This is a genomic window from Adhaeribacter pallidiroseus (assembly GCF_003340495.1).
Classification (GTDB): Bacteria; Bacteroidota; Bacteroidia; order Cytophagales; family Hymenobacteraceae; genus Adhaeribacter; species Adhaeribacter pallidiroseus.
Window position 1 is genome coordinate 950603 of the sequence record NZ_QASA01000001.1, and the last position, 24673, is coordinate 975275.

Here is a 24673-nt window from a genome sequence, read left to right on the forward strand (position 1 = left end):
AGCGAAAAGCAAATAAAAGCCGTAGAAGTAGCCGCGCAAAAAGTGCTGGATGTTCGCGCCGCCTTCCCCACCAGTTCCCTCGCCGACCTCTACGACCCGCTCACGATGCCGCCTACCCTAGTAAAAGCCCACCAGGAACTCGATAAAGCCGTTGATTTATGCTACCGTCCGCAAGCCTTCGCCTCCGAAGCCAAACGCATGGAGTTTTTGTTTGAGCTCTACGAGAAATACACCGCCGGTTTGTTTGTAAAAGAAAAGAAGGGGAAGTCTTAACCACAGATTAAACTGATTTTTAAGATTAACTATGATTTTTAATTTTGATTTTCTCTATTTATTTCTGATTTTTTAAATTTCGGTAATCCTATTAATCAAATTAATCTATTTAATCATAGTTCAGACATTTCGGTAATCCTATTAATCAAATCAATCAGTTTAATCTGTGGTTTAGACATTTCGGTAATCCTACTAATCAAATTATTCTGTTTAATCACAGTTCAGACATTTTTCAGACATTGACAAATGACAACAGGCCCATATAAGTATTCGGAGATTACCGGTAAAATTATTGGTTGTGCCATGGAGGTGCATAAAATTCTGGGTAATGGTTTTCAGGAAGTAATTTACCAGCGGGCTTTAGCTCAAGAAATGCATTGGCAAGGAATAGAATTCAGCCGGGAATTTGAAATGCCTATTTTTTATAAAGAAGAACAAATTGGCACCCGGCGCGTCGATTTTTTAGTAAAATCGGTTATTGCCGTGGAATTAAAAGCTTTAACTAAACTAGAAGACGTACACCTGGCGCAAAGCATTAATTACCTAGAAGCTTATGATTTAGAAGTTGGATTATTAATCAATTTTGGCCAGAAAAGTTTAGAATTCAAGCGTTTAATTAATGCAAAATACCGTTCTAAACCAAGCTGATAAGGGTTGGCTCATTGTCATTTTATTTGAAAATAAAAGCTAAATTATTTTGTCAATTTTTATTTTTACTATTCTCCAGATTCGGTAAAAAGGCGGTTAGTAAACCAATTAAAGGTAAAAACGAGCAAATTTTAAAAACAAAATTAATACTGGTGTGGTCGGCCACTTCGCCAAGAACCGCGGAACCAATGCCGGCAATGCCAAAAGCAAAACCAAAAAACAAACCGGCAATTAACCCGATTTTACCCGGTATCAGTTCCTGGGCATACACCAGAATGGCCGAAAAAGCCGAAGAAAGAATAACTCCAATTAAAACAATAAGTACACCAGTCCAGAATAAATTGGCATAGGGTAGGAGCAAAGTAAAAGGAGCAACGCCCAGAATAGAACCCCAGATCACGTATTTACGGCCGAACCGGTCGCCAATGGGTCCGCCGATAAACGTACCCGCCGCCACCGAAAATAAAAACACGAACAAGTACATTTGGGAGCTTTGCACCGAAACATGAAATTTATCGATCAGGTAAAAAGTAAAATAACTCGTCATACTGGCCAGGTACACGTGCTTCGAAAAAATTAAAATCAGTAAAATACCTAAAGAAAAAACAACCCGGTTGCGGGAAAGCGTTTGGGTAAATTCTACCGGGGCGGCTACTATTTTCTTTTTAATAGCAGCGGTATGTTTTTTCTGCCAGGTGCCTACCCAGCCCAATACCAGCATGGCCAGCAAAGCTGTAAGCGAGAACCAGGCGAGTTTGGTTTGGCCGTACGGCACAATAATTAAAGCAGCTAAAATGGGCCCCAAAGAACTACCCGCATTGCCACCCAATTGAAACAACGACTGCGCCATTCCGCGCCGGCCCCCGAAGCTAAATGCGCCATCCGGGACGCTTCCGGGTGAAAAATAGAGGATCCTACCCCTACTAAACCTACCGCCAGGAGCATTAAAGGAAAACTACCAGCGCGCGATAAAAGCAGTAAACCAATTAAAGTAAAGCCCATTCCCAGTACCAGGGCGTAAGGCTGGGGCTTTTTATCGGTGTAAAACCCGACGAAAGGTTGCAAGATAGAGGCTGTTAACTGGTTCGTTAACGTAATTAAGCCAATCTGCGCAAAATCGAGCCGGAAACTTGTTTTCAGCAAAGGGTATATAGCCGGAATCAGCGATTGCATGGTATCGTTGAGTAAATGCGAAAAGCTAATGGCAAATAAAATCGGGAAAACAGTTTGCTGAACTACTTGCTGCGGCAAAGAAGTTTCTGGCGTTAAGGTACTTTTCATAATCTAAAATAATGCGGGTTATACGGGCGGGGTAGGTAATCCGGTAATTTAATTTTTTAAAATTTACTCTAAAAAATCAAAGCTTTTGGCCTACTTACCCGATTCAGCAACCCGGTATTAGAAACAAAGGTAATTATTTGTATTTAACTCAAAAACGGCGTTCCGGTGAATCTATATATTTATAAATAAACTGTTTATTCTGAATCGGCTAGTTGTTTTTTTAAGGCAAAGGAATTCGCCGTTTAAACTAAACATAACCGAGTTGGTTTCAAGCTTATCTTTTGGCTAATTCTATTTCAACTAAAATACCTGGGTTGCTAAGATGCTGGGTGCTACCTAAATACCCGTTATTAGTATTATGAAAGGTGTAAAGAAACAACATTTACCCGTTAAAGTTTGTATCGTTTGTAACAAGCCCTTTACCTGGCGCAAAAAATGGGAAAAGGTATGGGATGAAGTTACATATTGCAGCGAACGATGCCGGAAAACAAAACCCTCCGCCTGATACTAGGCGACCAATTAAACAGCCAGCACTCCTGGTTTTTACGTACCGATGCTTCTGTTACCTATGTGCTCATGGAGGTTCGGCAGGAAACCGATTACGTGGTGCATCATATACAAAAAGTAATGGCTTTTTTTGCCGCCATGCGCCAGTTTGCCGCTACCTTGCAGGAACAAGGACATCAGGTTATTTATTTCAAAATTTCTGATCCAATCAATAAGCAATCGTTTGAACACAATCTGCAAGACTTACTTACCACTCATTTTTTTAAAAAACTGGAATACTTACTGCCCGATGAATACCGCCTGGACCAGGAGCTACAACGCATTGCGCAAGCTTTACCCATACCAACCGAAGTTTACGATACCGAACATTTTTACAGTACCCGCGCCGAGTTAGGTAACTTTTTCAAGAATCGGAAAACCTTTGTAATGGAAAATTTTTACCGGTACATGCGGCAAAAGCATCAGGTGCTCATGGCCGGCGACGAACCCGAAACCGGACAATGGAATTACGACCAGGATAATCGCCAGAAAATGCCGGCCAACCATTTGCCCACGGCGCCCTTGCTGTTCGCGAACAATATTGCCGAGATTAAACTGGAAGTAGAAACCGCCGGCATTGCCACCATGGGTTTTTTGCCCGAAGGCGATTTTGGCTGGCCCATTAACCGGGCGCAAGCGCTGGCGTTGCTGGAATACTTTGTGCAGAACAGTTTGCCTTTGTTTGGTACTTTCCAGGATGCCATGACACCGCATTCCTGGTCGTTGTACCACGCGCGGCTTTCTTTTTGTATGAATTCTAAAATGTTAGCGCCCCGCGAAGTAGTACAACGCGTAATCCGGGAATGGCAAGAAAGCGCCGGCCAGATAGCATTTCACCAGGTAGAAGGATTTATACGGCAAGTTTTAGGCTGGCGGGAGTTTATGCGCGGCATGTACTGGTTAAAAATGCCCGACCTGGAAAAAGCAAATTTTTTAGAAAATACCCAGAAATTACCGGTTTGGTACTGGACCGGGAAAACCAAAATGAATTGTTTGAAGCACGCAATTTCGCAGTCGCTCCATTATGCGTACGCCCACCATATTCAGCGGTTAATGGTAACCGGTAACTTTGCTTTACTAGCCGGTTCGCACCCCGACGAAGTAGATGCCTGGTACCTGGGTATTTACATTGACGCTATTCAGTGGGTAGAAATTACTAACACCCGGGCCTTAAGTCAGTTTGCCGACGGCGGACAAATCGGTACTAAAACGTACGTGAGCACGGCGGCCTATATTAACCGGATGAGCTCCTATTGCCAAGGCTGTTATTACGATAAAAATAAAAAGATTGGCGACCGAGCTTGTCCGTTTAACAGTTTGTACTGGAATTTTTTGGACCAGCACGAAAGCAAACTGGCCAAGAATCCCCGCATCAGCATGATTTATAAAGCCTGGTACAACATGGAACCCGAAACAAAAGCGGCCATTCTGGAACAAGCGCAACAGTACTTAGAGAATATAGATCAGCTATGAAGTAAGCGTAGCTTTTTGACCTTTTTTTAAATTTTGAGCTTTCTTAGGATTAAAAATTTAAAAAATGGCTGTACTCCAGCCTTAATCAATCTGGTTTAAACGAACGTTCACGACGGAGTTATTGGTAGAACCAAAAGTATAACTAATGCCAACTTGGGAGTAATACGAAAAATTGGTGGATAACTGCCGATACCCAGTAAAATAACATCTTCCGATCCTTCGGCTTTGGCCAGCGCTATTTGGTTGTTAATTAAAGAAACAGATCCGGAAAGCGATACCGATAAACCTTCCGCTACCCGCACGGTAAGTTGGTTATCCGGGCTCAGGCGATTGCGCTGAAAATCGTTGAGAAAAGTGGCAAAATTTAAAATAGTGTTCATGTTTCCCCAGGTTTGGGTATAATCCACTACCACCGAAAACTTTTGATAAGGTACCAGCTGTTTGGTGCGGTTGTGAATAGTTTCTTCCAGAAACGAAAACTGGTTATACCCAATTTGGTACGCTAACCGGAACTGCCGCCGGATATTTTCGGAGTAAGGAAACAAATGATACTCCAGGGCCGGCGACAACCGGTGCGACGCTTTAATATTTTCATACACGGAGTGATAAAACGAATAAATCAGACCGCTCTACCAATGCTCCTTAAAACTTTTCACGTAGCGGGCATCTAATCCGTAACTGGTATAGCCAACGGCAACATCTTTCTCATTTACTTTAAACTTCTTGTTATCGTAGTTAAAATACCCGTCCAGGCTGGCCCGCGACTTGGTTGTTATTCGTTTTGCCGAAAAAGAGTTATCCAGCGACATGGATTTGGAATTACTTTCTCCTTGAAAAGTACCGCTGATGTTCGGGGTAAATACCCAATAGTTCCAGTTATCTTCCGCCACCATGGCTTCTTCGGGAGCCCTTTTTTTAAATTCTACGGTAATCTGGTCTTCTAACCCGGTGCGGGCCAGGTAGCGAATGAGCCCTTGTTTTAATTTTTGGAGGAGTTGCTTTTGAATAATAGCTTCGGTGTCGGAGGCTTTGGTTGAAAAGGTGAGGGTATCCTGAAGTTCTTTAAAATAATTTTGACCAATAAAAAGTTAAGGTATACAGTTTACCGCCCCCGGCATTATCGGCATCGATTACCAGCACCTGAATGTCGGCTTGCACCTGGTCGCGCACAATATCAAATAAAGAAAGTTCGGTCTTCACAAAATCCTGAAAGCAATTGCCCGGGCAGTTCAAAAATAATTTCGGCGGTTCGGCATGAGTAGTATCGGTAGTTTGGGCCCAGAGTAGTTGGCCTGAAAATAAGCCAAAAATTAAAAGTACTAGTTTTTGGTTCATACGCCGTCCCCGCTGTGATTGCACCAGCCTGTAACAGGATAATTATGAACATGTTACAGCGTTAAATATGGCCTTTTAAAACGTAAAAAGCCGAATGAAGCTGCGTAAAGGCAAAATGCAGGTATTAAGGATGACTATTTTTAAAAAAAATAAAATTAATACTCCCATAAACTACTATTGCCGTATAGGTAGCTGATTTACATACTACAATTATATGGCAAATACTGATATTATTTCTGCCTGGCCCGCATTTAGCTGGGGCGTTATTGCGGGCATGCGCAGCATGTCGGCTCCGGCTTTGGCGAGTCATTTTTTATCCCGTTCTTTTTCACCGGCCTTAGCGGGTTCACCTTTGCGTTTTTTACAATCCGCGAAAGTAGCCACCGGGCTAAAAGTACTAGCTGCTACCGAAATTATTGGGGATAAATTACCGGGTGCGCCCAACCGGATTGCTGCCCCCGTATTAAGTTTTAGAATTTTATCCGGAGCATTGGTGGGAGCTGGCTATAGTCAGCAAAACAAGCAATCTAAGTGGGTAGGGGCTCTTCTGGGGGGAGCTGGCGCAATTGCCGGATCGTATGCTTTCTATTTTCTCCGGACGCGTTTAGTTAAAAATACCGCGGTGCCCGATTGGGTTTATGCATTGCTGGAAGATACCATGATGTTAACCAGCGGCATTCGTTTAGCCAATGCTACTTTAAAAAAGTAAACGGATTAGTTTTCAATTGCGAAAAGCTGGGAACCGATATAAAAATTTAAAAAATCGATCGGCCTGGTAACTAATCATGGTAAGAACTGGCTAAAATAAGAAAGCCGGAGAGAAGCCTTTATGCGCAGAATTTCTCTCCGGTTAATTTATTGAATGCCTTGTACGCCCGCTTCGGCTACGGTATGGTCGTTTTCTACGGAATCACCGGATACTCCAATAGCGCCAATTATTGCATTGGAACCATCGCGAATAGGAATGCCCCCGGAAATGTAATTAGGCCGTTGTTGGAATGTTCGATGTTATATAATGGGCCACCCGGCTGCGATAATTTACCAATCTCGCCGGTGTTCATGTCAAAAAAACGCGCTGTTTTCGCTTTTTTAATGGAGATATCCAAAGAACCTAGCCAGGCGCCATCCATACGGGCGAAGGCCGTTAAATTGGCACCAGCATCTACCACCGCAATATTCATTTTTACACCTAATTCGGTGGCTTTTTGCTGAGCTGCCTGAATAGCTGCTTCGGCTTGTTGTAAGTTAATGTTCATAGACTTATTTTGGTTAGCTATAGTTTGAATGCAACAAATTTTAACAAAACGGAAAGGGTTTTAAGCGAAAATTTTAAAAATGTTCTTACAAGGGGTTAAAGAATATCGTCTTGTTTGTCTTCGGTAACTTTAAGCAACACAATTTCAATGTTACGTTGTGATTTTTCGAGTACTTTAAATTCATATTCATTGTAAACCACGGTGTCGCCCACTTCCGGAATAGCGCCGTAAATCACGTTAAGTAAACCGCCCACGGTTTCATAATCTTCGCCTTCGGGTAAAGGATAAGGCAAAAAGTCGTTCGCATCCAGGATGGAAGCGGCGGTGCTTACCCGGTATTCAAACTCGTTGATTTTCTCGACTACCGGAATTTCTTCATCGTACTCATCCTGTATTTCGCCCACCAGTTCTTCCATAATATCTTCCATGGTAACCAAACCGGAAACGCCGCCAAACTCATCCGATACGATGGCCATGTGCATGTGGCTGCGCTGAAAATGCTGCAGCAACCGGTGAATTTTTTTAGTTTCCGGCACAAAATACGGCGGCCGCATTAATTTTGTCAGGTCAATAACTTCGTTGCGCCGGATAATGACCAGTAAATCTTTCACGTACAATACGCCCACAATATTATCAATGGTTTCTTTGTAAATCGGAATGCGCGAGTATCCTTCGGTAAAAACCATGTCCAGGATTTTTTCTTCCGGCGATTCAATATCCAAAGCGGCCAGTTTGGTACGCGGCACCATGATCTGTTTTACCATCCGGTCGTTGAACTGAAAAACATTGTCCATTAACTCGTGCTGCGAATCCTGGATAGCGCCACTTTCTTTACTTTGCTCGAATAACAACCGCAATTCTTCCGAAGAATGTACTTCGGAACCGTGCATGGGCGAAATACCAAACGCCCGCAGAATCAGGTTAGAGAAGCCGTTCAGGAACCAGATAAAAGGCCGGAAAATAAAATAAAAAACTTTTAGCGGAATAGAAACCGCTAAGCTGGTGGCTTCGGAGCGCTGAATAGCCAACGATTTAGGCGCTAGTTCCCCGAACACAATGTGCAGAACGGTAATTACCGCAAAAGCAATCGGAATGGCAATGCTGTGGGCCAAGGCATCGTTGCCCTGAAAACCAGCCCATACCATGATGTTAATAATAATACTGGCAACTACCTTTTCCCCAATCCAGCCTAAACCTAAACTGGCCAGGGTAATACCCAGCTGGGTAGCCGATAAATACGCATCCAGATTATTAATCATGGTTAAAGCTACCTTGGCCAGGCTATTGCCCGCTTGGGCGCGGAGCTCAATTTGGGAGGCCCGTACTTTTACAATCGCAAACTCGGCAGCAACAAAAAAACCATTAAGTAACACCAAAAGAATAGTAAGCAGAACATCAGCTATCATAGTCGGGCAGCGGAACCGCGCAGGCGGCTTGGTACAATATAATTCAAATATACAGGTCTGGCAGAAGTATCAAAGGAAATAAAAAGACTTGTACGCGGAATCGCGGACATAGATTTACAGACGCCTGGTTTTATTTACCAGCTATTAGTTTATGATTGAGCGCAATAATGAAAATAAAGTAATAACCCGTGGTGAAACCAAACTTAATATGAATAACATAAACCGGGTTGCTGATAAACCAGCGGGATGGTGTTATCGGCCGGTTGCTGGGTCGGGTCGCAGTGATAACCGAAAATAGGATACTTGTTCTGGTAAGGTCTTAATGCCGTGTAAAAGGCGTGGCCTTTGTTTTCGGGGTTAAACGAAACATCATGGTATACTGTGGTGGCAAGCTCCGGCAGCGTACCCAGGTAGTCAAATAAAAATTTGCTGTCACCCAGATCGCCGGAGTACACCAGGCGTTTGCCATTCTCCTCCAGAATAAAACTGTACGTTTGGAATTCAATAGAATGGCGGCCATAGGTGTCCAGGTAAATAAGGCCGGTTAGCTCGGTAAAAGGTTTAAATTCGGTGTACAGCGTAGCGTCTTTTAGTTGAAAATTTAAAAAATCTACAATTTGCTGCTTAAAATCTTCGGTTTGGTACAAAATAACGGGCCTCTTGCCTTGGCCGTGAAAAACGCAATGCAATAAAATATTAGCCAGGCTGCCGCAATGATCGTTGTGTAAATGCGTGAGTAAAATATAATCCAGCTGCTGCCAAAGATTTAGTTCTACTAGTTTCGGGTAAACGGTAAAACCTGCATCCAGCAGCAGATTTTTCCCTTGAAATTCTATAATAGCCGCTGAGTTGCCATACGTGGGTTCAAAAGCACCGCCGGTGCCTAAAAATTTTATTTGCATAAAATAAGTATAAAACAAGGTTTGGGTTAACTAACGTAAACCCCTCTTGCCGGGATACTCGCTCCTTAACTTTCTGGCAAGTAGCACGTTTGTTGAGTTGTAACCTGATTGTTAACATGAACCCAGCAAATGAGCAATTAAGCCCGGCCGAAAAAACCTGGCAGACCCACGAAACGCTAAACGAACTTTACGGCGTACTGGACTTGCGCAAACCCCGGCGCGAGCCTATCCACGAGTTAATCTCCACCATGTTATCGCACCGGACTACCCACGCCAACGAAGAAACGGCTTATTACCGCATGCGCGAATTGTTTCCTACCTGGCCCGAGGTAATGGTAGCCCCTCTGGAAGAATTAACCCAAGCTTTGCAAACCGCCCAATATCCGGGCCCCAAAGCCATTAACATTCAAAAAACGTTGCGGCTAATCCAGGAAAAAGCGCCGGATTTTTCCTTGCATTTTCTGGAAGAAATGTCGGTAGATGAAGCCATGAAATGGTTAATGGATTTGCCGGGTGTAGGTTTAAAAACGGCTACTTTGCTCTTGCTTTTTAATTTTCATAAGCCGGTATTACCCGTGGATACCCACGTGTTCCGGGTAAGCCAACGAATAGGGTTAATCGGCGCTAAAGTTTCCGCCGAAAAAGCGCACACCATTTTGCTGGATATGCTGCCCAAAGAAGCGCCTTTGTTGTTTAATTTTCACAAACACCTGTATTGGCACGGCCAGCGTATCTGCACCTGGAAAGGACCAAAATGTGAGGAATGCCCCGTATGCCCCATCTGTAACTACTGCCAGGAAGTACGACAGAAAGGCATCGATAAGAAAGCACGGAACAGTTGAGAAAGTTAATAAGGTACTTCGTTTCGTAATACTATAAAGCATTAAGGTGCAGCCAAACGCTCATTTCCAGACTCTTTGTTGTAGCTTCTTTTTTATTTAAAAAAACAACTATGCAGTCTTTATTTAAAATGATAGGTTCTAATGCTCGCAAAAGTGTTTTTGCGAAAAGCATTTTCCGGAACAAACTTCAACTATTTGGGTTTGCCTTATTTCTCCTGCTGGTTAGTTCTTGTGATAAGGAAAAGGAAGAAGAGGTGCCTGGGAAAAACTGCCTTGCAGAAATAGAAACCGTAAGAGAAATAAAAAATAAACCTGCCATAGTAACAAATGCCGGTTCGCAGTACTACCTGGTGGAAGAAGGAACCATCGACACAAAACTGAAACCATGCTATTTAAGTCAAGAGTTTCTAGTGGATAATTTACTGGTTACCATCAGCGGCGAAGTTAAAAAAACAAATCAGGAGGGTATTTGCTGTACAGACAACTTTAAAGTAACCCAAATTTTTAAAAGATAAAAAATCTAAAAGGCATTCGTTTAATTTAAATTAATACTCGCTACAGTTTTAAATAGGTTAATTTAAATATTGCCAATAAAATGAACCATGCGGATAAACAAGTGAAATTTCTAATTATCTTATTCTCATCATCTGTAATACCAATTCCCAATACCTTCCTTTGTATAAAAGTTTAAAGTGCCTTAAAAGTTAATTTCAAAAACGCGAATACCTTTTTGGTTTCCATAACTTCGTGCTACCTTTAAACGCAAATTATAACCGCTTCCTTCTTGCTCTCTCTACTGTTGATTTTGCTTTTGTGCGTGTTGGTGCAGGTGGGTTATACCTTTTATTACTTTTATTCTTTAGCGCATTATACGGCTCCCGAACCTACCGCTAACCAGTTACCGGTTTCGGTAATTATCAGTGCTCACAACGAGTACCAGAATTTGCAACAGCTTTTACCGGCCTTGCTCGCTCAGGATTACGCAATCTTCGAAGTAGTAGTCATTAATGACCGGTCTACGGACGAAACCGCCGATTTACTCCGGGAATGGCAGGCGCAATATTCCCAGATTCGGGTCGTAACTGTTTATGATACGCCGGCCGAATTTAATTCAAAAAAATATGCCTTAACTTTAGGTATTCGGGTAGCCCGTTATGAGTACTTATTACTAACCGATGCGGATTGTAAACCTTTAACCAATAAGTGGATAGCGGCCATGCAAAGTAGTTTTTCTACTGGGGCCGACATAATCCTGGGGTACTCGCCGTATCTAAAATTACCGGGTTTTCTGAACAATTTAATCCGTTATGAAACATTGCTGACGGCAATTCAGTATTTATCATTTTCCCTGAAAAATAATGCCTATATGGCCGTTGGCCGAAATGTAGCCTACACGAAAACATGTTTTTATCAAACCAAAGGATTTGCTTCTCATATTAAGTTTTTAGGAGGTGATGATGATTTATTTGTGCAGAATGCCGTAGCTCACAGCTCCCCAGCCATTGCCATCAGTACCAATGCCCAAACGGTAAGTATACCCAAGCAAACCTATTCCGAATGGATAACCCAAAAGCGGCGCCACCTGCGGGTTGGATTACAGTATAAATGGACCGATAGGTTACGAATTGGAACTTTTATGCTGTCGAACATTATTTTTTATATAATTTTGTTAGTTATGCTATTATTGCAGCAATATTTATGGCTGCTCGGCATACTTTTTTTTGTACGAGGCATCGTTCTATTAACAGCTTATGCCCGTATTGCCCGGAAACTAAATGAAAAGCTGCCGGTTATAGGAATAGTATTCATGGATGCGGCTTATTTTTTGCATTACCTTTTTCTGGGCGTATCTGTTGTATTGTTTAAAAAAGTAAGATGGAAGTAAATAAGCAATTCTCTGCGAAAGCAAAACACGATTTTAAACTCATTCAATCGGCGGTTGAAGATGGTGACGAAAAAGCCTACGCCGAACTGATGAGTATTTATAAAAAACCCGTATACCACGTGGTTTTAAAAATGGTGCGCAACCCCGACGATGCCGAAGATTTAACCATCGAGGCTTTTGCGAAAGCATTTCGGAACCTGCACAAATTTAATCCGGAGTATGCTTTTAGTACCTGGCTCTTCCGGATTGCCACTAATAACTGCATTGATTTTATCCGCAAGAATAAAATCAAAACCATGAGCATCGACTCCGCCATTAAAATTGATAACGGCGACGAGATTAATATTGATTTTAAAGATACCAATCTTACTCCGCAGGAAAACGCAATTAAAAACCAAAAAATTGAAATCATGCAGTTTGTAGTAGCCAAACTGCCCGATAAATACCAGCGTTTGGTAACCTTGCGCTATTTCGACGAGTTATCGTACGAAGAAATTGCCACCGAGCTTAATGCGCCACTGGGAACGGTAAAAGCCCAGTTACACCGCGCCCGCGAGTTGCTCTATGACATGATCAAAAACAAAAAGCACCTGATTTAATAAATTAGAAATTTCTGGTTCTGAATAGTAAAAGAACCCTGGCGTTGGCTGGGGTTTTTTCGTTTAAGGTGTATGGTATTTTTTGAAAAAACAATGAGGTTGGCTGCGGCAAGCTAAATCCCAGAATTTAATTTCTAATTTTGGCTTTCTAATTTTGAATTAAAATAAAGTGGATATCATACAACATTATTTTCCGGAGGTAAGTGTGCACCAGCTGAACCAATATGCCCAATTAAAGCACCTGCTGCGCGAGTGGAATTTAAAAATTAACGTGATTTCGCGCAAAGATACGGATGCCATTGCGGTGCATCATATTTTACACTCCTTGGGCATTGCCAAAGTAGTGCAGTTTCCGGCGGGTTCGGCGGTGTTGGATGTAGGCACCGGTGGCGGTTTGCCTGGCTTGCCTTTAGCCATCTTGTTTCCGGAAGTAAAATTTCACTTGATTGATTCCATTGGTAAAAAAATCCACGTGGTGCAAAGCATTGCCGAAACCTTGCATGTAACCAATGTAAAAGCTACGCATACGCGCGCGGAACAAGTTGCCGAAAAGTACGACTTTGTGGTGAGCCGGGCCGTAACCCGGCTGGCCGCCTTTCATCCCTGGATCCGGACCAGTTACAAAAAAGACCCGACCTCCACCCACGGATTGTACTACCTCAAAGGCGGCGACCTCACCGATGAAATTGCCGAATCCGGGTTAGTAGCCACGGTGTACGATTTGAAGGATTACTTCACCGAAGATTTTTTCGAAACCAAAAAAGTAGTGTTTGTACCGGTTACGCATTAACCAAATTCACTTTTTAGTGGCCCTGGAAAAGCTAAACCTAGAAGTATAATGCCACAGAAGTTTCCGGAATGACTTTCAGTATATAAGCCAGCTTACCTTACAAATCAAAAACAATCAGCTAATCTGGACTTAAGCCAGGTTTTTTGTCGGGTTTAAACAAAGCTCCCTGCTTAAAATTTAAAAAAACAGTTGAAAGCCAAACAAACCTACTTAAAGGGTAAGTCCGTTTTTATTGTTTCGCTGCTCGTTATTGGCGTTACAACTAGCTCTGTTTACTTATCTGGAACCAGCGATAACCGCAGCTTAACCGCTAATCTTTATTGGTCTTTAGGCATTGTAGCTACGGCTCTGTTTCTTTTTATAACTACCGGCCTATATCTGGGAGTGGGAGTAATAAATGATTTTCCGGCGTTTAGAAGCTTTAAGACCGGAGAATTTCTGGCGAACTCCGGTACCATTCCGGAATTACCAGATGTGGAAGCCGGCGATGGCTTGGCCGGGGTTGTTTTAGCCATTTTATGGTGGCTTGGCATGACTATTTTATGCATTATTTTATTATTGGTGGTGGAAGCCGTTTTTTGGTTCGCGCTCTTCGTGCTGGTGGCCATGCTTTACTGGGTCTTTTTCCGGGCCTTAAAATTTGTTTTTAGTAAATCGCCTCGTACCAAAAACAAATTTGCCGTTTCCCTACTTTATGCACTTGCCTACACCATTTTGTACACCGGTTGGATTTTTGGAGTGGTATATGTCAGCGCTTAATGGCGGTAAAAGGCACTGGCTAGTATGGTCTGTAGCTGATGGCGGGAAAGCGATTAATCGAATCTTGTTCGTTCTTATTTATAAAATCTTCAGGATAGTCTGTAAATTACGGTACTTACCAAGGTTCCTGCACCAATTAGTTTTCCGGATAATCATTCCTTTATGATATTACTTTCCCAATTAAATCAAGTAGAAAAAATTGCCACAAGTTCTAAGTTAAGCAGACTTGCTGCTAATCCTTATCGCTATGCGGTTGCCATTGGTTTCCGGAAACTTTTCTACCCTTTGCAAAAAAAAGGTTTGTTGGTGCAGGCGCAAACGTTCTGGGAAGAGCCTTTTCTGGTAGAATTACCGGCGGGAACGGATATTTATTTAACGGGCGGCAAAGCCGATGAGTCCGAGATCCGGTTGGCCCGCTATTTAATTAAAACGCTAAAACCTGGCGATATCTTTATCGATATTGGGAGTCATTTCGGCTATTTCTCCCGCCTGGCCCTCCGGATTTTACAAGGCCACGGGAAAATAATGGCCATTGAACCTTCCAGAAAAACTTTTTCGCTGTTGCAGAAAAACCTGGCAGGTTATGCCGCGGCTACGGCCCTTAATTGCTTAATCGGGGCCGAAAATACTACCAAGGAATTTTTTGAATTTCCCACCACCTATTCGGAGTATAATACGGCCTTTCCGGAGCAGTTTAAAGAAAAAGATTGGTATCAAAAAGCAGTTGTTCAGCGCTACGCCGTAGCTTGTAAAACCCTGGATAGTCTTGTGGCGGAATATAACATGAGTCCAACGCTCATTAAAATAGATACAGAAGGCTCGGAATTAGCGGTTATTCAGGGAGCCCAGCAGCTGCTTGCCCGGAACAAAACAGTAGCCCTGGTGATGGAGCATCTGAGTAAAGCGCGCCATAACCAACCCCACGTACAGGCTACCGCCCTTTTGCAAACTCATGGGTTTCGCCCTTTTGTAATTGCCCCGGATGGAACTCTGGTTAGCTGTGATGATGTGGAGCAACATCTGGCTAAAACCAATAGAGATAGCGATAATATAGTTTACACCTACCGCCATTAACCGCCGCAACGCAATCCCGGGAAGTAACTTCTCACAAAGGAGCGCTCTAATTAAATTCTTCGGGTAGTTTTTAAAATTTACATAGTCGCGTTTTTACCTGGCCTGATCTGCCAAAACGGATTACGGTGGAAATAGTCAAATTTAAAAATACGTGAAAACTCATTTTAGGCCGGTTGATCTTGCCTTGATAAGCGACGGGATGATTCAAATACCCGCCGGCATTGTAGACATGCGGGACGACCGGATGAAAGAGCAATGGCTGGTTCCCATCGAGTCGTTTTACCTGGCCAAGTTTCCGGTAACGCAGGATTTATATTTTTCGGTTACCGGACAAAACCCCAGCGCATTCTTAGGGGAAAAGTTACCCGTCGAAACCGTTTCGTGGCAAGAGGCCGTTATTTTTTGTAACCGCTTATCTGAACTACTGAAGCGTACGCCGTGCTATTCCCTATATCCAGAGGCAGAATCTATAACATTTAACGCTCAAGCAGATGGGTTTAGGTTGCCAACCGAAGCTGAATGGCAGTTTGCTTGCCAGGCAAATGTAAAACAAGTGCGCTACGGCGAAATTAACGACATGGCCTGGTATAAAGAAAACGCTCACCGGCAAACCCAGCCGGTTGGTAGAAAACAACCTAACCCCTGGGGACTATACGATATGCTGGGCAACGTGTGGGAATGGTGCACCGATATTTACGATGAAACGGTTTATGGCTCCTATCGCATTTTTAGAGGTGGCGGCTGGTGCGATGAGGAACGTAGTGTAATGGCCACTACCCGGCGCAGAAGCCACCCGGGAGCTTTTAAAATTGATGACTTAGGATTTAGAATTGCGGCGAACCTGGATTTTTAAAAAATATCCCATCCGCAGTAAACAAGTGGCGTAAAATATTTTGCAGTAAGCAAATACCGGTTACCTAGAAAAATACCGGCGCTATGCATGGCAAGTATACATCTATTTGGTTTACGCTAAGTAAGATTTGTGCTTTTGTTTTTACCCAATACCATTTTTTAACTATCTTAACCTAAAACTAAAAATGGAGCCCAAAGCTCTCTCTATTCGTCCGTTTATTGGCGCAAAAGATTTTGCAGTATCCCGAAGTTTCTACCGCGCGCTGGGTTTCGAAGAAGTGGTTTTATCTTCAAATAGGTCTTTGTTCAAAATTGACCAAATGGGTTTTTATTTGCAAGACTATTACGTAGAAGATTGGATAAATAATTCCATGATTTTTCTGGAAGTAACTAACGTAGAGGATTACTGGAACAAACTTGTCCTTTTAAATTTACCGGCTACCTACCGCGGCGTAAAAATAATGCCTATTCAAAATCATGATTGGGGCCAAGAATGCTTTTTGCACGATCCGTCCGGGGTTCTCTGGCACTTCGGCCAGTTTACCAGTCGGTAATTTCACAAAAGGTAAATAGAGGGTAGTCTAAATTTTAAAAAATAGAAGTAATAAAACACGGTTTTCGAAGCGTATTTTACCGGTGTTTTGGTATTACTTACCTTCACCGATAAAGTATATTTCTTAATTTAAATAGGATGGCGCTTCTGGCAAAAATAATGATTGGATTAATTGCTCTGGAGCATGTGTATATTTTATGGATGGAAATGTTTGCCTGGGAAACCGCCGGAAGAAAAACTTTTAAAGGAGCGCTACCCGACGATTTATTTAAAAAAACAAAAATTTTGGCGGCCAATCAAGGCCTTTATAATGGTTTTTTAGCCGCCGGTTTAATCTGGACGTTCTTTATTGCCGATGCTACCTGGCGCGTTAACGTAGCCGTTTTCTTTTTAGTTTGCGTGAGTGTGGCGGGCGTCTACGGCGCCTTTTCGGCCAGCCGGAAGATATTTTGGGTGCAGGCTTTGCCCGCGCTTATCGCCTTATTATTGTTGTTCCTGGCAAACTTTTAGGAAGGCTGTTACCAGTGAGGTGACCCAGATAAAAACGAAAAAAGCAGCTTTTGAGTTAATAAGCCAAATGTACCCCGACCAAAAAGCCGCTGGATTACAGCGTAATAGTGGATTCGGAGCAGAAATAACGAACCCTCCTGCTTGAAACGGGCATTAGGAGCAACTAAAAAATTACAGGAATTTGGTTGAGAAAATCTTGCTGAACGTAGGTAAGTTATTAATTGGCAGGGTTTAACTAACTTGTAGCTGGCGCAATGCGGCTGTTTTTGTTTTTTATACAAATCTAAATTTAAATACCTGCCTAACATACTAAAGCAAAATATGAAACAAATTTAAAAAATTACGGCATGGCAAAGTACCGGGACCACTTACCACAACTACAGGAATCTACTTTTTTAACGGACGGCGGTTTAGAAACTACCCTGATTTTTCACGAGGGGATAGCGTTGCCCTTTTTTGCCGCCTTTCCTTTGCTTTTAACTCCCGAAGGAAAACAAATTTTACAAAAGTACTACCGCCGCTATTTAACTATTGCGCAGCACTATCATACTGGGTTTGTATTGGAAACCCCTACCTGGCGCGCTAGCCTGGATTGGGGGCAAAAGATGGGTTACTCCACCGGTCAACTAGAGAATATAAACCGGCTCGCGGTAACAGAACTGGAATTACTACGGCAAGAATTGGAACAGTCCGATCTGTCCATTGTGATCAGCGGGTGCCTGGGGCCGCGGGGCGATGGGTACGCTATTTCCACCAAAATGACTGCTTTGGAAGCGCAGGAGTACCACCTACCCCAAATAAAAACCTTTAGCCAAACCAACGCCGATGTGGTTTCGGCTTTTACCTTAAATTATACCGAAGAAGCCACCGGCATAATTAATGCGGCCAAAGCGTGTAATATGCCGGTCGTGATTTCTTATACCGTAGAAACCGACGGCAACCTACCCAGCGGGGAACCTTTGAAATACGCAATTCAGGAAGTAGATAAATTAACGGATCAATACCCGGTTTATTACATGATCAACTGCGCGCATCCAGATCATTTTAAAAATAAATTTACCGCTCCGGAAGCATGGGTTAGCCGCATAAAAGGTATTCGGGCCAATGCGTCCGCCAAAAGCCACGCCGAACTGGATGAAGCCGAACAGTTAGACATTGGTGACAAACAGGAACTGGCTAACGGCTATCAACTACTAAAGTACCTGTTACCGCAGCTTACCGTAATAGGCGGGTGCTGTGGCACCGACCATACCCACTTGGAAAAAATCTGCCAAACCTGGTTTCAAGCTTCTTAAATCTTCTATCGCCTGCTTAAAATTTACAGATTTGCGTTTTAACGTTAACAGTAGTTGGTAAAATTGTTAAATTTTAAAAAACGGCCAACTAATGTGGGCTATTCCTGAAACCCACGATTAACTTTAATAAAAATTTAAAATTTTAAAACTTCATGAAAGTTATTGGTGCTTTCATAAACATCTGTAAAAAATAACAATAATGAATGAGGTAGTTATTGTGGAATTTCCTTCTAACCTGGGTTTAAAAGAACCAACTCCGGGCCAAGAGCCGGGTGTTAGAAACCTGCCGGATTGGTTAAATCAACAGCAATTTCACGAGAAGTTAAAACCCAAACAAGTGTTCCGGCTGGCAGCCCCCACGTATTGCGCGCTACCTGATCCGGAAACCGGGGTTTTAAATATAAATGCTTTAGCTCAATATGCCCAGGATCAGGCGAGCATGCTCTTCCCCTTACTGGAGCAGCAGTTTTTAGTAGTAATTGGGGGCGATTGCAGCATTTTACTCGGCAGCGCGCTGGCCTTAAAACAAAAAGGTACCTACGCTTTATTTTACCTCGACGGCCACACGGATTTTATGGAACCCACGCTTTCCCGTACCGGTGGAGTAGGGGGTATGGCCGCGGCCATGGTGGCGGGGTATGGCCCCGCCAAACTTACCCAGATCAACCAGCAAGGTCCGTACATTCCGGAAGAGTTTGTGTGGTGCGTGGGTAACCGGGAGTACGACGCCGAATACGAAAAAGTAATTCAGGATTCCCGGGCAACTTACGTAAGTTTAGCCTTATTGCGGCAGACCGGCGAAATACATATGGCAAGTGCATTTTTAAAAAAAGTTAGCGCGCTTAAACTTGATGGTTTCTGGCTGCATCTGGACGTAGATGTACTGGATGATGCCCTAATGCCAGCCGTGGATAGCCGCTCACCCGGTGGTTTATCCTATCCGCAACTACATAATTTACTTACTCCCTTAATTGCCAGTCCGAAGCTGGCCGGGTTAGAAATTACTATCCTGGACCCGGATTTAGACCCAACAGGCCAATATACGCAAGCCTTTGTTACTAATTTTGTAAGTACTTTTATTAACGCCCGCAAATCGGTTATTTATTAAATTATGCATTTAGCAGCCAAAGAATTTATCATAACGGCCCAACCCGAACACTTAGAAGAACTGGTAACCATGGGTATCGATTTATGGCCGGATTATACCGCGGCCGATTTAAGAACTACCTTCCGGCAAATTTTAGCCTCTGAAAAGTTTATTGTGTTTTTGTATAGTTACCAGGAAGCATTCGTGGGTTTCTTGTACGTCGGCCTTCGGACCGATTACGTAGAAGGATCGGAGAGCAGCCCCACGGGTTACGTGGAGGGTATTTACGTGAAACCGGCTTTCCGGCGGCAGGGCATTTCCCGGCAACTACTGCAGGCCGGCGAAGCATGGGTAAAAGCTAAAGGTTGTACACAAATGGGCTCCGATATTTATTCGAATAATACGGTTAGTTACGATTTTCACACCCGCGTGGGCTTTCAGGAAACCGCCCGGTTAATTACGTTTATCAAAGATTTAAATTAAATTTTTGTTGGCCGCCCGCTAAACAAAAATTTAAAAAAAGCTACTTATTCCGGCCTACCTGATTATGCCACGTTAAATGGCTATTCTTTTCAGCCTTTTTTGATTAGCCCGCCAAAATAAATCAGTCAATTTTTTATCTTTTTTATGTATTAGCGAGTAAACGGTTAAAGCCGGCTGGCAATCACGCACTTCGGGCAAAGGGCCCATTCTGTATTTTTTAAATTTTTAATAAACGGCGCGTAATATTTTAATTTATTTATCTTAAAATAAATCTACTTAAACAAAAAGAATAAGTGCTTTTAAATTGTTATAAAATCGAAATAAGTAAAAGCTACAGATTTACTTCAGATTTTACCTCTACTTTCAGGCTTTCTTATTATAGACTTATAGTAACTATGAAAAAACGTTTATTCCTTTTGCCTTTTTTAACCCTGGTGCTTGGAGCCCAGTTGGCGACGGGACAGAATCCGACTGGTCAGCCCAGTTCTAACCGGGCACCCGGTAATTCAGGGCCGGTTGGTTCCCTGGCTCCCAAAGGTAACAGCAAAATTTCAGGCATGGTGCTGGATGCCGCCAACCAGCAGCCGGTGAGTTTTGCTACCGTAACTTTAAACGATCCGGCATCGGGCAAAGCTTTAGACGGAGCATTGGCCGATGATAAAGGTAAATTTACGATTTCAAACATTGGCAGCGGCACCTACCAGGTGGTAATCACCTTTATTGGTTACCAAACCCGCACCCTCAACGAGGTGCGCGTGAGTGGAGGTGATGTGAACCTCGGGGAAATTAAAATTAATACCAGCACCCAAACCCTGAAAGAAGTAACCATTGAGGCGCAGCGGGCCATGATCGAAGAAAAAGTTGACCGCACCGTGTACAACGCCGAAAACGACCAGACTAACCGGGGGGGCGATGCGACCGATGTACTGCGCAAAGTGCCCATGCTTTCCGTAGATTTAGACGGCAACGTATCCATGCGGGGCAGCCAGAATATTAAAGTATTAATTAACAACAAACCTTCTACCATTGCGGCCAGCAGTGTTTCCGATGCTTTAAAGCAAATACCAGCCGATATGATTAAGTCGGTGGAGGTCATTACATCGCCCTCGGCCCGCTACGATGCCGAAGGATCCGCGGGGATAATTAACATTGTCACTAAAAAGAATAACTTATCGGGCTTTTCTTTAAATTTAGATGGCAGCGCCGGCTTGCGGGGCTCTAATTTGGGTTTACGCGGCTCGTACCGCAAAGGTAAAATGGGCTTTTCGCTGGGCGGCTTTGGCCGGGCCCAGTATAACGTAAAAGGCGACTTTAATAACCAGCAAACCAGTATTTTTAACGATGCTGCTACGGGCACTGAATTCCGGAATACAACGGAGCAAAGTTCATCTACCCGCAACCGCAACATGTTCGGCCGCTATACTTTAGGCTGGGATTACGACATCAACAAAACTAACTTTTTAGCGGCCTCGGTAATGTTTGGGGTACGCAATGGCCGGCAATTTCAGGATTTCCTGCGGACCAATACTTTCCGGAACAGCACGCCTTTCAGCAGTATTCTGGAAGACAGCGAAACCAAAGATAATTCCAACAACGTGGATGTTAGTTTAAATTACACCCACACGTTTGCCAAACCGCAGCAGGAATTAAATATTCTAACCTTATTTAGCCGCAATAACCGCATGAACGACTTTGTCCGGGATTCCTTGAATCAGGATAACAACGACATTCTGCATCGTTTACGCAACGATAACTCCAGCTTTAATCAGGAATCTACCATCCAAATCGATTACCAGAACCCAATTGGGAAAATGCAGCTGGTGGAGTTTGGCGGAAAAGTAATTAACCGGAAAGTTACCAGCGACTATGATTCGTACGAAGCCGATGGCGAAAATAGTCCGTTTGTGCCTTTATTAAACCAGCGGTTCGCCAACGTTTTTGATTATAACCAGAACATTTCGGGAGGATATACTTCTTATACTTTAACTACAGCCAAAAATTACAGCTTAAAAGCCGGCGCCCGCTACGAGTATACCACCATCGATGCGAAGTTTAAAACCGGTACCAACGGAGAACAAAACATTCCGTCGTACGGGAGTTTGGTGCCGAGTGTAAACTTGTCGAAGAAGTTGAAAAGCGGCAATACCCTGAAGGTGGCCTATAACCGCCGTATTCAGCGGCCATCGTTGCAATATTTAAACCCGAACGTACAAAGCGCTAACGCCCGTAACATTACGGTAGGTAACCCGGATTTACGGCCCGAGTTTACCAATAACTTTGAACTAGGTTATAACACCTACATTAAAAGCACATTTTTAACTTTTTCTACTTTTTTCCGCAATACTAATAATTCTATCCAGAGCGTGCGGGAACCTATTCGGCCGGGTTCCGATACCATCCGAACTACTTTTGCCAACATTGGTCAGGAAGATGCCTACGGTTTTGGCGTGTTTGGTAACGTAAATTTGTCGAATAAACTTTCTTTAAACGGCGGTACGGATGTGTATTATTCTGTTTTGGATAACAACATCTCCGATCCCCGGCTGGCAGCCAGTAACCAAGGTTGGGTAGCTAGTGTACGGGCCATGGGTTCTTATAATTTCGCGAAAGACTGGGGCCTGCAATTATTTGGTTTTTACCGCGGGCGCCAGGTACAATTGCAAGGATATCAGGGTGGTTTCGGAATTTACTCTTTAAGTATTAAAAAAGACCTGAAAGATAAACGCGGCAGCATTGGTATCGGGGCCGAAAACTTCTTTACCAGTTCTATTAAAATGAACAGCAAATCAGAATCTCCTACTTTTTATCAGCGCAGTACCAATACCATGTACAACACCAGCGTAAAAGTAAACTTCAGCTACCGCATTGGTAAAATGAGCATGGATGACCAGCCGCGTCGCCGGCGTAAATCCGTAACCAACGACGATTTAAAAGAAGGTGGTGAAGGTGGCGGTGGCGGCCAGGAAGGCGGCGGAGCACCAGCCGGTGCCGGTAATGGCGGCGGACAGGCACCTCGTGGTGGAGGCGGTCCCGGCCAGCGGCCAGGTGGCGGCCAGGTTCCCGGTGCCGGCGGACGGCCAGTGGGTCCGGGGCAGCAAACTCCCGGAGGAGCTCCTTATCAGCAAAACCCAGCAAATACTCCGGGAACAATAACTCCCGGGCAAGCACCCGGAACTAGTCCTGCGCTAACGCAGCCCGGAGTTGTACCTACTGATTCTACAAACCAGGTGCCGGCAATAAACCCAACGCAACCCGCTGATTCGCTGCGGCCAGCGGTACCCGCTGATTCGGTACGGCCCGCTACGGCACCTACCGATCCGTTGCGGCAAGTGCCGGTGAATACTCCGGCCGCCTTACCCAGTACCACCAAACAGCCGGCAAAACCAGAATAGCCGGTTACTGCCGTTTACAAGTAAAACAATAAAAGCCGGACCTTCTTTGTCCGGCTTTTATTGTTTAAATTTAAAAAAATATTATTTAAAGACAATTATTGGTTAAATTTCGTTGTTAAAAAAAGCGCCGTTCTGAACATACCCCCTTGGCTAACTAAACAAACCTGTATCCATGATTGCCATCAACCAGTACATTAAAGATTTTTCAATTTTATTTAAAACCTTACCCGAGGTTAAACCGTGGGATTTAACTAAAGATTTACCTGCTATCCTCCTGAACATGATAGCGGAATTAGATTCAGATTACGCAATAAAAGATAACATTGCTATTCATAAAACAGCCGTAATAGAAAGGAGTGCCGTCATTAAAGCGCCCGCGGTTATTGGCGAAAATTGCTTTGTGGGCGGAAATGCTTACCTCCGGGGTGGTGTTTATTTAGCTTCGTCGGTAACGGTGGGCACCAGTTGCGAAATAAAATCCAGTATCATCTGTGCCAACAGCGCCATTGCGCATTTTAACTTTATCGGCGATAGTATTATTGGGCACCAGGTAAACTTCGAAGCCGGTTCTATCACCGCCAACCACCACAACGACCGGTCGGATAAACGTATTTTTGTTTTTTATAACGCTAGTGTTCTGGAAACAGATAGTCAAAAGTTTGGCTCCCTGGTAGGCGATTATTCTAAGATCGGGGCGAACGCGGTATTGTCGCCCGGAACCCTGTTGCTGCCCAATACCATTGTTAGAAGACTGGAGTTAGTGGAGCAGGTGCTTTAAAAACGGGTGAAAATTTAAAAAATCCACGTAGACTGATTTAAAACAGCCCTAATCGTAGGGCGAGCTGCACGTCCTGCCCCGGGAATTACAAAAACTCATAATGGCTCATTACCAGATAAAACCCGCCGCAGATTTACAAGCCCCGGAAATCGAAACTATTCTGAAGCATTGGGCAATAGCCGGTTGGGAAGACTTGGGCGAAAAAGAGTTTAAAGCAAATTTTGCATTCTCGGAGTTTCACTTGCTCACCGATGAAAATTTTAAAATTTTAGCCGTGGCCCGCCTTAACTTTGCTTTTAAAATTAAAGTTGCGGACCAGGTCTACGAAATAGCAGAATTGGTGGGTTTAGTAGCCATGCAAAAACGCTGCGGCTATGGCCGGAAATTAATGCAGGAGCTTATCACTAATGTAAAAACCAGGAAGGTGGAGGTAATTGGATTTTGCGTGAAAGAAAACCGGCCTTTTTACCAGCAGTTGCAAATTCCAATCTTGAGAAATCAGGCTAAGCAACTGCGCGAACCAGCCGGTGAACAATGGCTGGTTCCGGAAGATGACGACTTGTTAGCTGTAAACTTGTCCGCAAGCCATACTTTTCTGTTTAAAAGCTTAAATTTTAAAAAGTTGGGGTTTTTGCTATTTTCCTAAAATTTTTA

General features: G+C 43.5%; 28 protein-coding genes and 1 pseudogene. 21 read left to right on the forward strand and 8 right to left on the reverse strand.

Translation table 11 applies throughout. The features are described from left to right. Positions 1-12 precede the first annotated feature (12 nt). Together AHMF7616_RS03570 and AHMF7616_RS03575 are read left to right on the forward strand one after the other, a co-directional pair. Positions 13-273, forward strand: a complete 261-nt coding sequence (locus AHMF7616_RS03570; RefSeq protein WP_317047635.1) for a type IIL restriction-modification enzyme MmeI — start codon at positions 13-15, stop codon at positions 271-273. Positions 274-519: 246 nt separating this feature from the next. Next, positions 520-921, forward strand: coding sequence for a GxxExxY protein (locus tag AHMF7616_RS03575; protein ID WP_115371633.1), 402 nt, complete (start codon positions 520-522; stop codon positions 919-921). Between the two features lie 52 nt (positions 922-973). Here AHMF7616_RS03575 and AHMF7616_RS28015 read toward each other — a convergent pair whose 3' ends face one another. Further along, on the reverse strand, positions 974-1771 hold the full coding sequence (locus AHMF7616_RS28015) for an MFS transporter (RefSeq protein ID WP_317047580.1): 798 nt from the start codon (positions 1769-1771) through the stop codon (positions 974-976). Next, on the reverse strand, positions 1711-2202 hold the full coding sequence (locus AHMF7616_RS28020) for an MFS transporter (RefSeq protein WP_317047581.1): 492 nt from the start codon (positions 2200-2202) through the stop codon (positions 1711-1713). The genes AHMF7616_RS28015 and AHMF7616_RS28020 overlap by 61 nt, the downstream gene beginning before the upstream one ends. Before the next feature lie 358 nt (positions 2203-2560). Between AHMF7616_RS28020 and AHMF7616_RS03585 the strand changes: the two genes are divergently transcribed. Then, positions 2561-2707, forward strand: coding sequence for a DUF2256 domain-containing protein (locus tag AHMF7616_RS03585; protein WP_115371634.1), 147 nt, complete (start codon positions 2561-2563; stop codon positions 2705-2707). Continuing rightward, complete coding sequence (locus tag AHMF7616_RS03590; RefSeq protein ID WP_115371635.1) at positions 2680-4221, forward strand: cryptochrome/photolyase family protein; 1542 nt, start codon at positions 2680-2682, stop codon at positions 4219-4221. The genes AHMF7616_RS03585 and AHMF7616_RS03590 overlap by 28 nt, the downstream gene beginning before the upstream one ends. 107 nt (positions 4222-4328) lie before the next feature. Here AHMF7616_RS03590 and AHMF7616_RS03595 read toward each other — a convergent pair whose 3' ends face one another. From AHMF7616_RS03595 to AHMF7616_RS03605, 3 genes are all read right to left on the reverse strand, one after another. Continuing rightward, positions 4329-4820, reverse strand: coding sequence for a hypothetical protein (locus AHMF7616_RS03595; RefSeq protein WP_115371636.1), 492 nt, complete (start codon positions 4818-4820; stop codon positions 4329-4331). Positions 4821-4850: 30 nt separating this feature from the next. Continuing rightward, positions 4851-5114 carry a hypothetical protein gene (locus AHMF7616_RS03600; protein WP_115371637.1) on the reverse strand — a complete coding sequence of 88 codons (264 nt, stop codon included), beginning with the start codon at positions 5112-5114 and terminating at the stop codon, positions 4851-4853. Positions 5115-5283: 169 nt separating this feature from the next. Beyond that, complete coding sequence (locus AHMF7616_RS03605; RefSeq protein WP_115371638.1) at positions 5284-5556, reverse strand: hypothetical protein; 273 nt, start codon at positions 5554-5556, stop codon at positions 5284-5286. 214 nt (positions 5557-5770) lie between these two features. On the opposite strand from AHMF7616_RS03605, the gene AHMF7616_RS03610 reads away from it, so the two are divergent. Beyond that, positions 5771-6265: a DUF4126 family protein gene (locus AHMF7616_RS03610; protein ID WP_115371639.1), complete on the forward strand. Its 495-nt coding sequence runs from the start codon at positions 5771-5773 to the stop codon at positions 6263-6265. A gap of 146 nt (positions 6266-6411) precedes the next feature. Here the strand turns inward: AHMF7616_RS03610 and AHMF7616_RS03615 are convergent. The 3 genes and pseudogenes from AHMF7616_RS03615 to AHMF7616_RS03625 form a co-directional block, all read right to left on the reverse strand. Further along, positions 6412-6812 (reverse strand): annotated as a pseudogene (locus AHMF7616_RS03615) (GlcG/HbpS family heme-binding protein). A 95-nt stretch (positions 6813-6907) separates the two neighbouring features. Beyond that, a complete protein-coding gene (locus tag AHMF7616_RS03620; RefSeq protein WP_115371640.1) occupies positions 6908-8218 on the reverse strand; it encodes a hemolysin family protein in 1311 nt (436 codons plus the stop codon). A gap of 203 nt (positions 8219-8421) precedes the next feature. Then, positions 8422-9120: an MBL fold metallo-hydrolase gene (locus tag AHMF7616_RS03625; RefSeq protein WP_115375449.1), complete on the reverse strand. Its 699-nt coding sequence runs from the start codon at positions 9118-9120 to the stop codon at positions 8422-8424. Between the two features lie 116 nt (positions 9121-9236). Here AHMF7616_RS03625 and AHMF7616_RS03630 point away from each other — a divergent pair, with 116 nt between their 5' ends. The 16 genes from AHMF7616_RS03630 (at position 9237) to AHMF7616_RS03710 (ending at position 24665) form a co-directional block, all read left to right on the forward strand. After that, positions 9237-9962, forward strand: coding sequence for an endonuclease III domain-containing protein (locus AHMF7616_RS03630; protein ID WP_115371641.1), 726 nt, complete (start codon positions 9237-9239; stop codon positions 9960-9962). 110 nt (positions 9963-10072) lie between these two features. Further along, positions 10073-10477: a hypothetical protein gene (locus AHMF7616_RS03635; protein ID WP_115371642.1), complete on the forward strand. Its 405-nt coding sequence runs from the start codon at positions 10073-10075 to the stop codon at positions 10475-10477. Positions 10478-10746: 269 nt separating this feature from the next. After that, positions 10747-11847, forward strand: coding sequence for a glycosyltransferase (locus AHMF7616_RS03640; protein ID WP_158546091.1), 1101 nt, complete (start codon positions 10747-10749; stop codon positions 11845-11847). Further along, positions 11838-12446: an RNA polymerase sigma factor gene (locus tag AHMF7616_RS03645; protein WP_106929905.1), complete on the forward strand. Its 609-nt coding sequence runs from the start codon at positions 11838-11840 to the stop codon at positions 12444-12446. Before AHMF7616_RS03640 ends, AHMF7616_RS03645 begins: the two co-directional genes overlap by 10 nt. A gap of 169 nt (positions 12447-12615) precedes the next feature. Then, entirely contained in the window at positions 12616-13236 is a 621-nt protein-coding gene (rsmG, locus tag AHMF7616_RS03650) for a 16S rRNA (guanine(527)-N(7))-methyltransferase RsmG (RefSeq protein WP_199474099.1), read from the forward strand. Positions 13237-13425: 189 nt separating this feature from the next. Continuing rightward, positions 13426-13995: a hypothetical protein gene (locus AHMF7616_RS03655; protein WP_115371644.1), complete on the forward strand. Its 570-nt coding sequence runs from the start codon at positions 13426-13428 to the stop codon at positions 13993-13995. A gap of 162 nt (positions 13996-14157) precedes the next feature. Beyond that, positions 14158-15069, forward strand: a complete 912-nt coding sequence (locus AHMF7616_RS03660) for an FkbM family methyltransferase (RefSeq protein ID WP_115371645.1) — start codon at positions 14158-14160, stop codon at positions 15067-15069. A 151-nt stretch (positions 15070-15220) separates the two neighbouring features. Then, entirely contained in the window at positions 15221-15922 is a 702-nt protein-coding gene (locus tag AHMF7616_RS03665) for a formylglycine-generating enzyme family protein (protein WP_233507310.1), read from the forward strand. Positions 15923-16106: 184 nt separating this feature from the next. Then, positions 16107-16475 carry a VOC family protein gene (locus tag AHMF7616_RS03670; protein ID WP_115371647.1) on the forward strand — a complete coding sequence of 123 codons (369 nt, stop codon included), beginning with the start codon at positions 16107-16109 and terminating at the stop codon, positions 16473-16475. Positions 16476-16612: 137 nt separating this feature from the next. Then, positions 16613-16984, forward strand: coding sequence for a DUF1304 domain-containing protein (locus AHMF7616_RS03675; protein ID WP_115371648.1), 372 nt, complete (start codon positions 16613-16615; stop codon positions 16982-16984). Between the two features lie 347 nt (positions 16985-17331). Continuing rightward, entirely contained in the window at positions 17332-18279 is a 948-nt protein-coding gene (locus AHMF7616_RS03685; protein ID WP_115371650.1) for a homocysteine S-methyltransferase family protein, read from the forward strand. A 199-nt stretch (positions 18280-18478) separates the two neighbouring features. Further along, positions 18479-19387: an arginase family protein gene (locus tag AHMF7616_RS03690; RefSeq protein WP_115371651.1), complete on the forward strand. Its 909-nt coding sequence runs from the start codon at positions 18479-18481 to the stop codon at positions 19385-19387. Positions 19388-19390: 3 nt separating this feature from the next. Next, positions 19391-19849 carry an aminoglycoside 6'-N-acetyltransferase gene (aac(6'), locus tag AHMF7616_RS03695; protein ID WP_115371652.1) on the forward strand — a complete coding sequence of 153 codons (459 nt, stop codon included), beginning with the start codon at positions 19391-19393 and terminating at the stop codon, positions 19847-19849. A gap of 395 nt (positions 19850-20244) precedes the next feature. Further along, positions 20245-23241 (forward strand): TonB-dependent receptor, encoded by a 2997-nt coding sequence (locus tag AHMF7616_RS03700; RefSeq protein ID WP_115371653.1) that lies wholly within the window; start codon positions 20245-20247, stop codon positions 23239-23241. A 172-nt stretch (positions 23242-23413) separates the two neighbouring features. Further along, positions 23414-24019, forward strand: coding sequence for an LbetaH domain-containing protein (locus tag AHMF7616_RS03705; protein ID WP_115371654.1), 606 nt, complete (start codon positions 23414-23416; stop codon positions 24017-24019). 100 nt (positions 24020-24119) lie between these two features. Further along, positions 24120-24665 (forward strand): N-acetyltransferase, encoded by a 546-nt coding sequence (locus tag AHMF7616_RS03710; RefSeq protein ID WP_115371655.1) that lies wholly within the window; start codon positions 24120-24122, stop codon positions 24663-24665. The last annotated feature ends 8 nt before the right edge of the window (positions 24666-24673 follow it).

What these genes read in the sequence shown, in the direction of transcription:
- AHMF7616_RS03690 (WP_115371651.1), top strand. Translation starts at nt 18,479, where the DNA reads ATGAATGAGGTAGTTATTGTGGAATTTCCTTCTAACCTGGGTTTAAAA.
- AHMF7616_RS03670 (WP_115371647.1), top strand. Translation starts at nt 16,107, where the DNA reads ATGGAGCCCAAAGCTCTCTCTATTCGTCCGTTTATTGGCGCAAAAGAT.
- AHMF7616_RS03710 (WP_115371655.1), top strand. Translation starts at nt 24,120, where the DNA reads ATGGCTCATTACCAGATAAAACCCGCCGCAGATTTACAAGCCCCGGAA.
- AHMF7616_RS28015 (WP_317047580.1), bottom strand. Translation starts at nt 1,771, where the DNA reads ATGGCGCAGTCGTTGTTTCAATTGGGTGGCAATGCGGGTAGTTCTTTG.
- AHMF7616_RS03700 (WP_115371653.1), top strand. Translation starts at nt 20,245, where the DNA reads ATGAAAAAACGTTTATTCCTTTTGCCTTTTTTAACCCTGGTGCTTGGA.
- AHMF7616_RS03585 (WP_115371634.1), top strand. Translation starts at nt 2,561, where the DNA reads ATGAAAGGTGTAAAGAAACAACATTTACCCGTTAAAGTTTGTATCGTT.
- AHMF7616_RS03635 (WP_115371642.1), top strand. Translation starts at nt 10,073, where the DNA reads ATGCAGTCTTTATTTAAAATGATAGGTTCTAATGCTCGCAAAAGTGTT.
- AHMF7616_RS03645 (WP_106929905.1), top strand. Translation starts at nt 11,838, where the DNA reads ATGGAAGTAAATAAGCAATTCTCTGCGAAAGCAAAACACGATTTTAAA.
- AHMF7616_RS28020 (WP_317047581.1), bottom strand. Translation starts at nt 2,202, where the DNA reads ATGAAAAGTACCTTAACGCCAGAAACTTCTTTGCCGCAGCAAGTAGTT.
- AHMF7616_RS03620 (WP_115371640.1), bottom strand. Translation starts at nt 8,218, where the DNA reads ATGATAGCTGATGTTCTGCTTACTATTCTTTTGGTGTTACTTAATGGT.
- AHMF7616_RS03600 (WP_115371637.1), bottom strand. Translation starts at nt 5,114, where the DNA reads ATGGTGGCGGAAGATAACTGGAACTATTGGGTATTTACCCCGAACATC.
- AHMF7616_RS03705 (WP_115371654.1), top strand. Translation starts at nt 23,414, where the DNA reads ATGATTGCCATCAACCAGTACATTAAAGATTTTTCAATTTTATTTAAA.
- AHMF7616_RS03575 (WP_115371633.1), top strand. Translation starts at nt 520, where the DNA reads ATGACAACAGGCCCATATAAGTATTCGGAGATTACCGGTAAAATTATT.
- AHMF7616_RS03660 (WP_115371645.1), top strand. Translation starts at nt 14,158, where the DNA reads ATGATATTACTTTCCCAATTAAATCAAGTAGAAAAAATTGCCACAAGT.
- AHMF7616_RS03685 (WP_115371650.1), top strand. Translation starts at nt 17,332, where the DNA reads ATGGCAAAGTACCGGGACCACTTACCACAACTACAGGAATCTACTTTT.
- AHMF7616_RS03605 (WP_115371638.1), bottom strand. Translation starts at nt 5,556, where the DNA reads ATGAACCAAAAACTAGTACTTTTAATTTTTGGCTTATTTTCAGGCCAA.
- AHMF7616_RS03610 (WP_115371639.1), top strand. Translation starts at nt 5,771, where the DNA reads ATGGCAAATACTGATATTATTTCTGCCTGGCCCGCATTTAGCTGGGGC.
- AHMF7616_RS03625 (WP_115375449.1), bottom strand. Translation starts at nt 9,120, where the DNA reads ATGCAAATAAAATTTTTAGGCACCGGCGGTGCTTTTGAACCCACGTAT.
- AHMF7616_RS03630 (WP_115371641.1), top strand. Translation starts at nt 9,237, where the DNA reads ATGAACCCAGCAAATGAGCAATTAAGCCCGGCCGAAAAAACCTGGCAG.
- AHMF7616_RS03590 (WP_115371635.1), top strand. Translation starts at nt 2,680, where the DNA reads ATGCCGGAAAACAAAACCCTCCGCCTGATACTAGGCGACCAATTAAAC.
- AHMF7616_RS03675 (WP_115371648.1), top strand. Translation starts at nt 16,613, where the DNA reads ATGGCGCTTCTGGCAAAAATAATGATTGGATTAATTGCTCTGGAGCAT.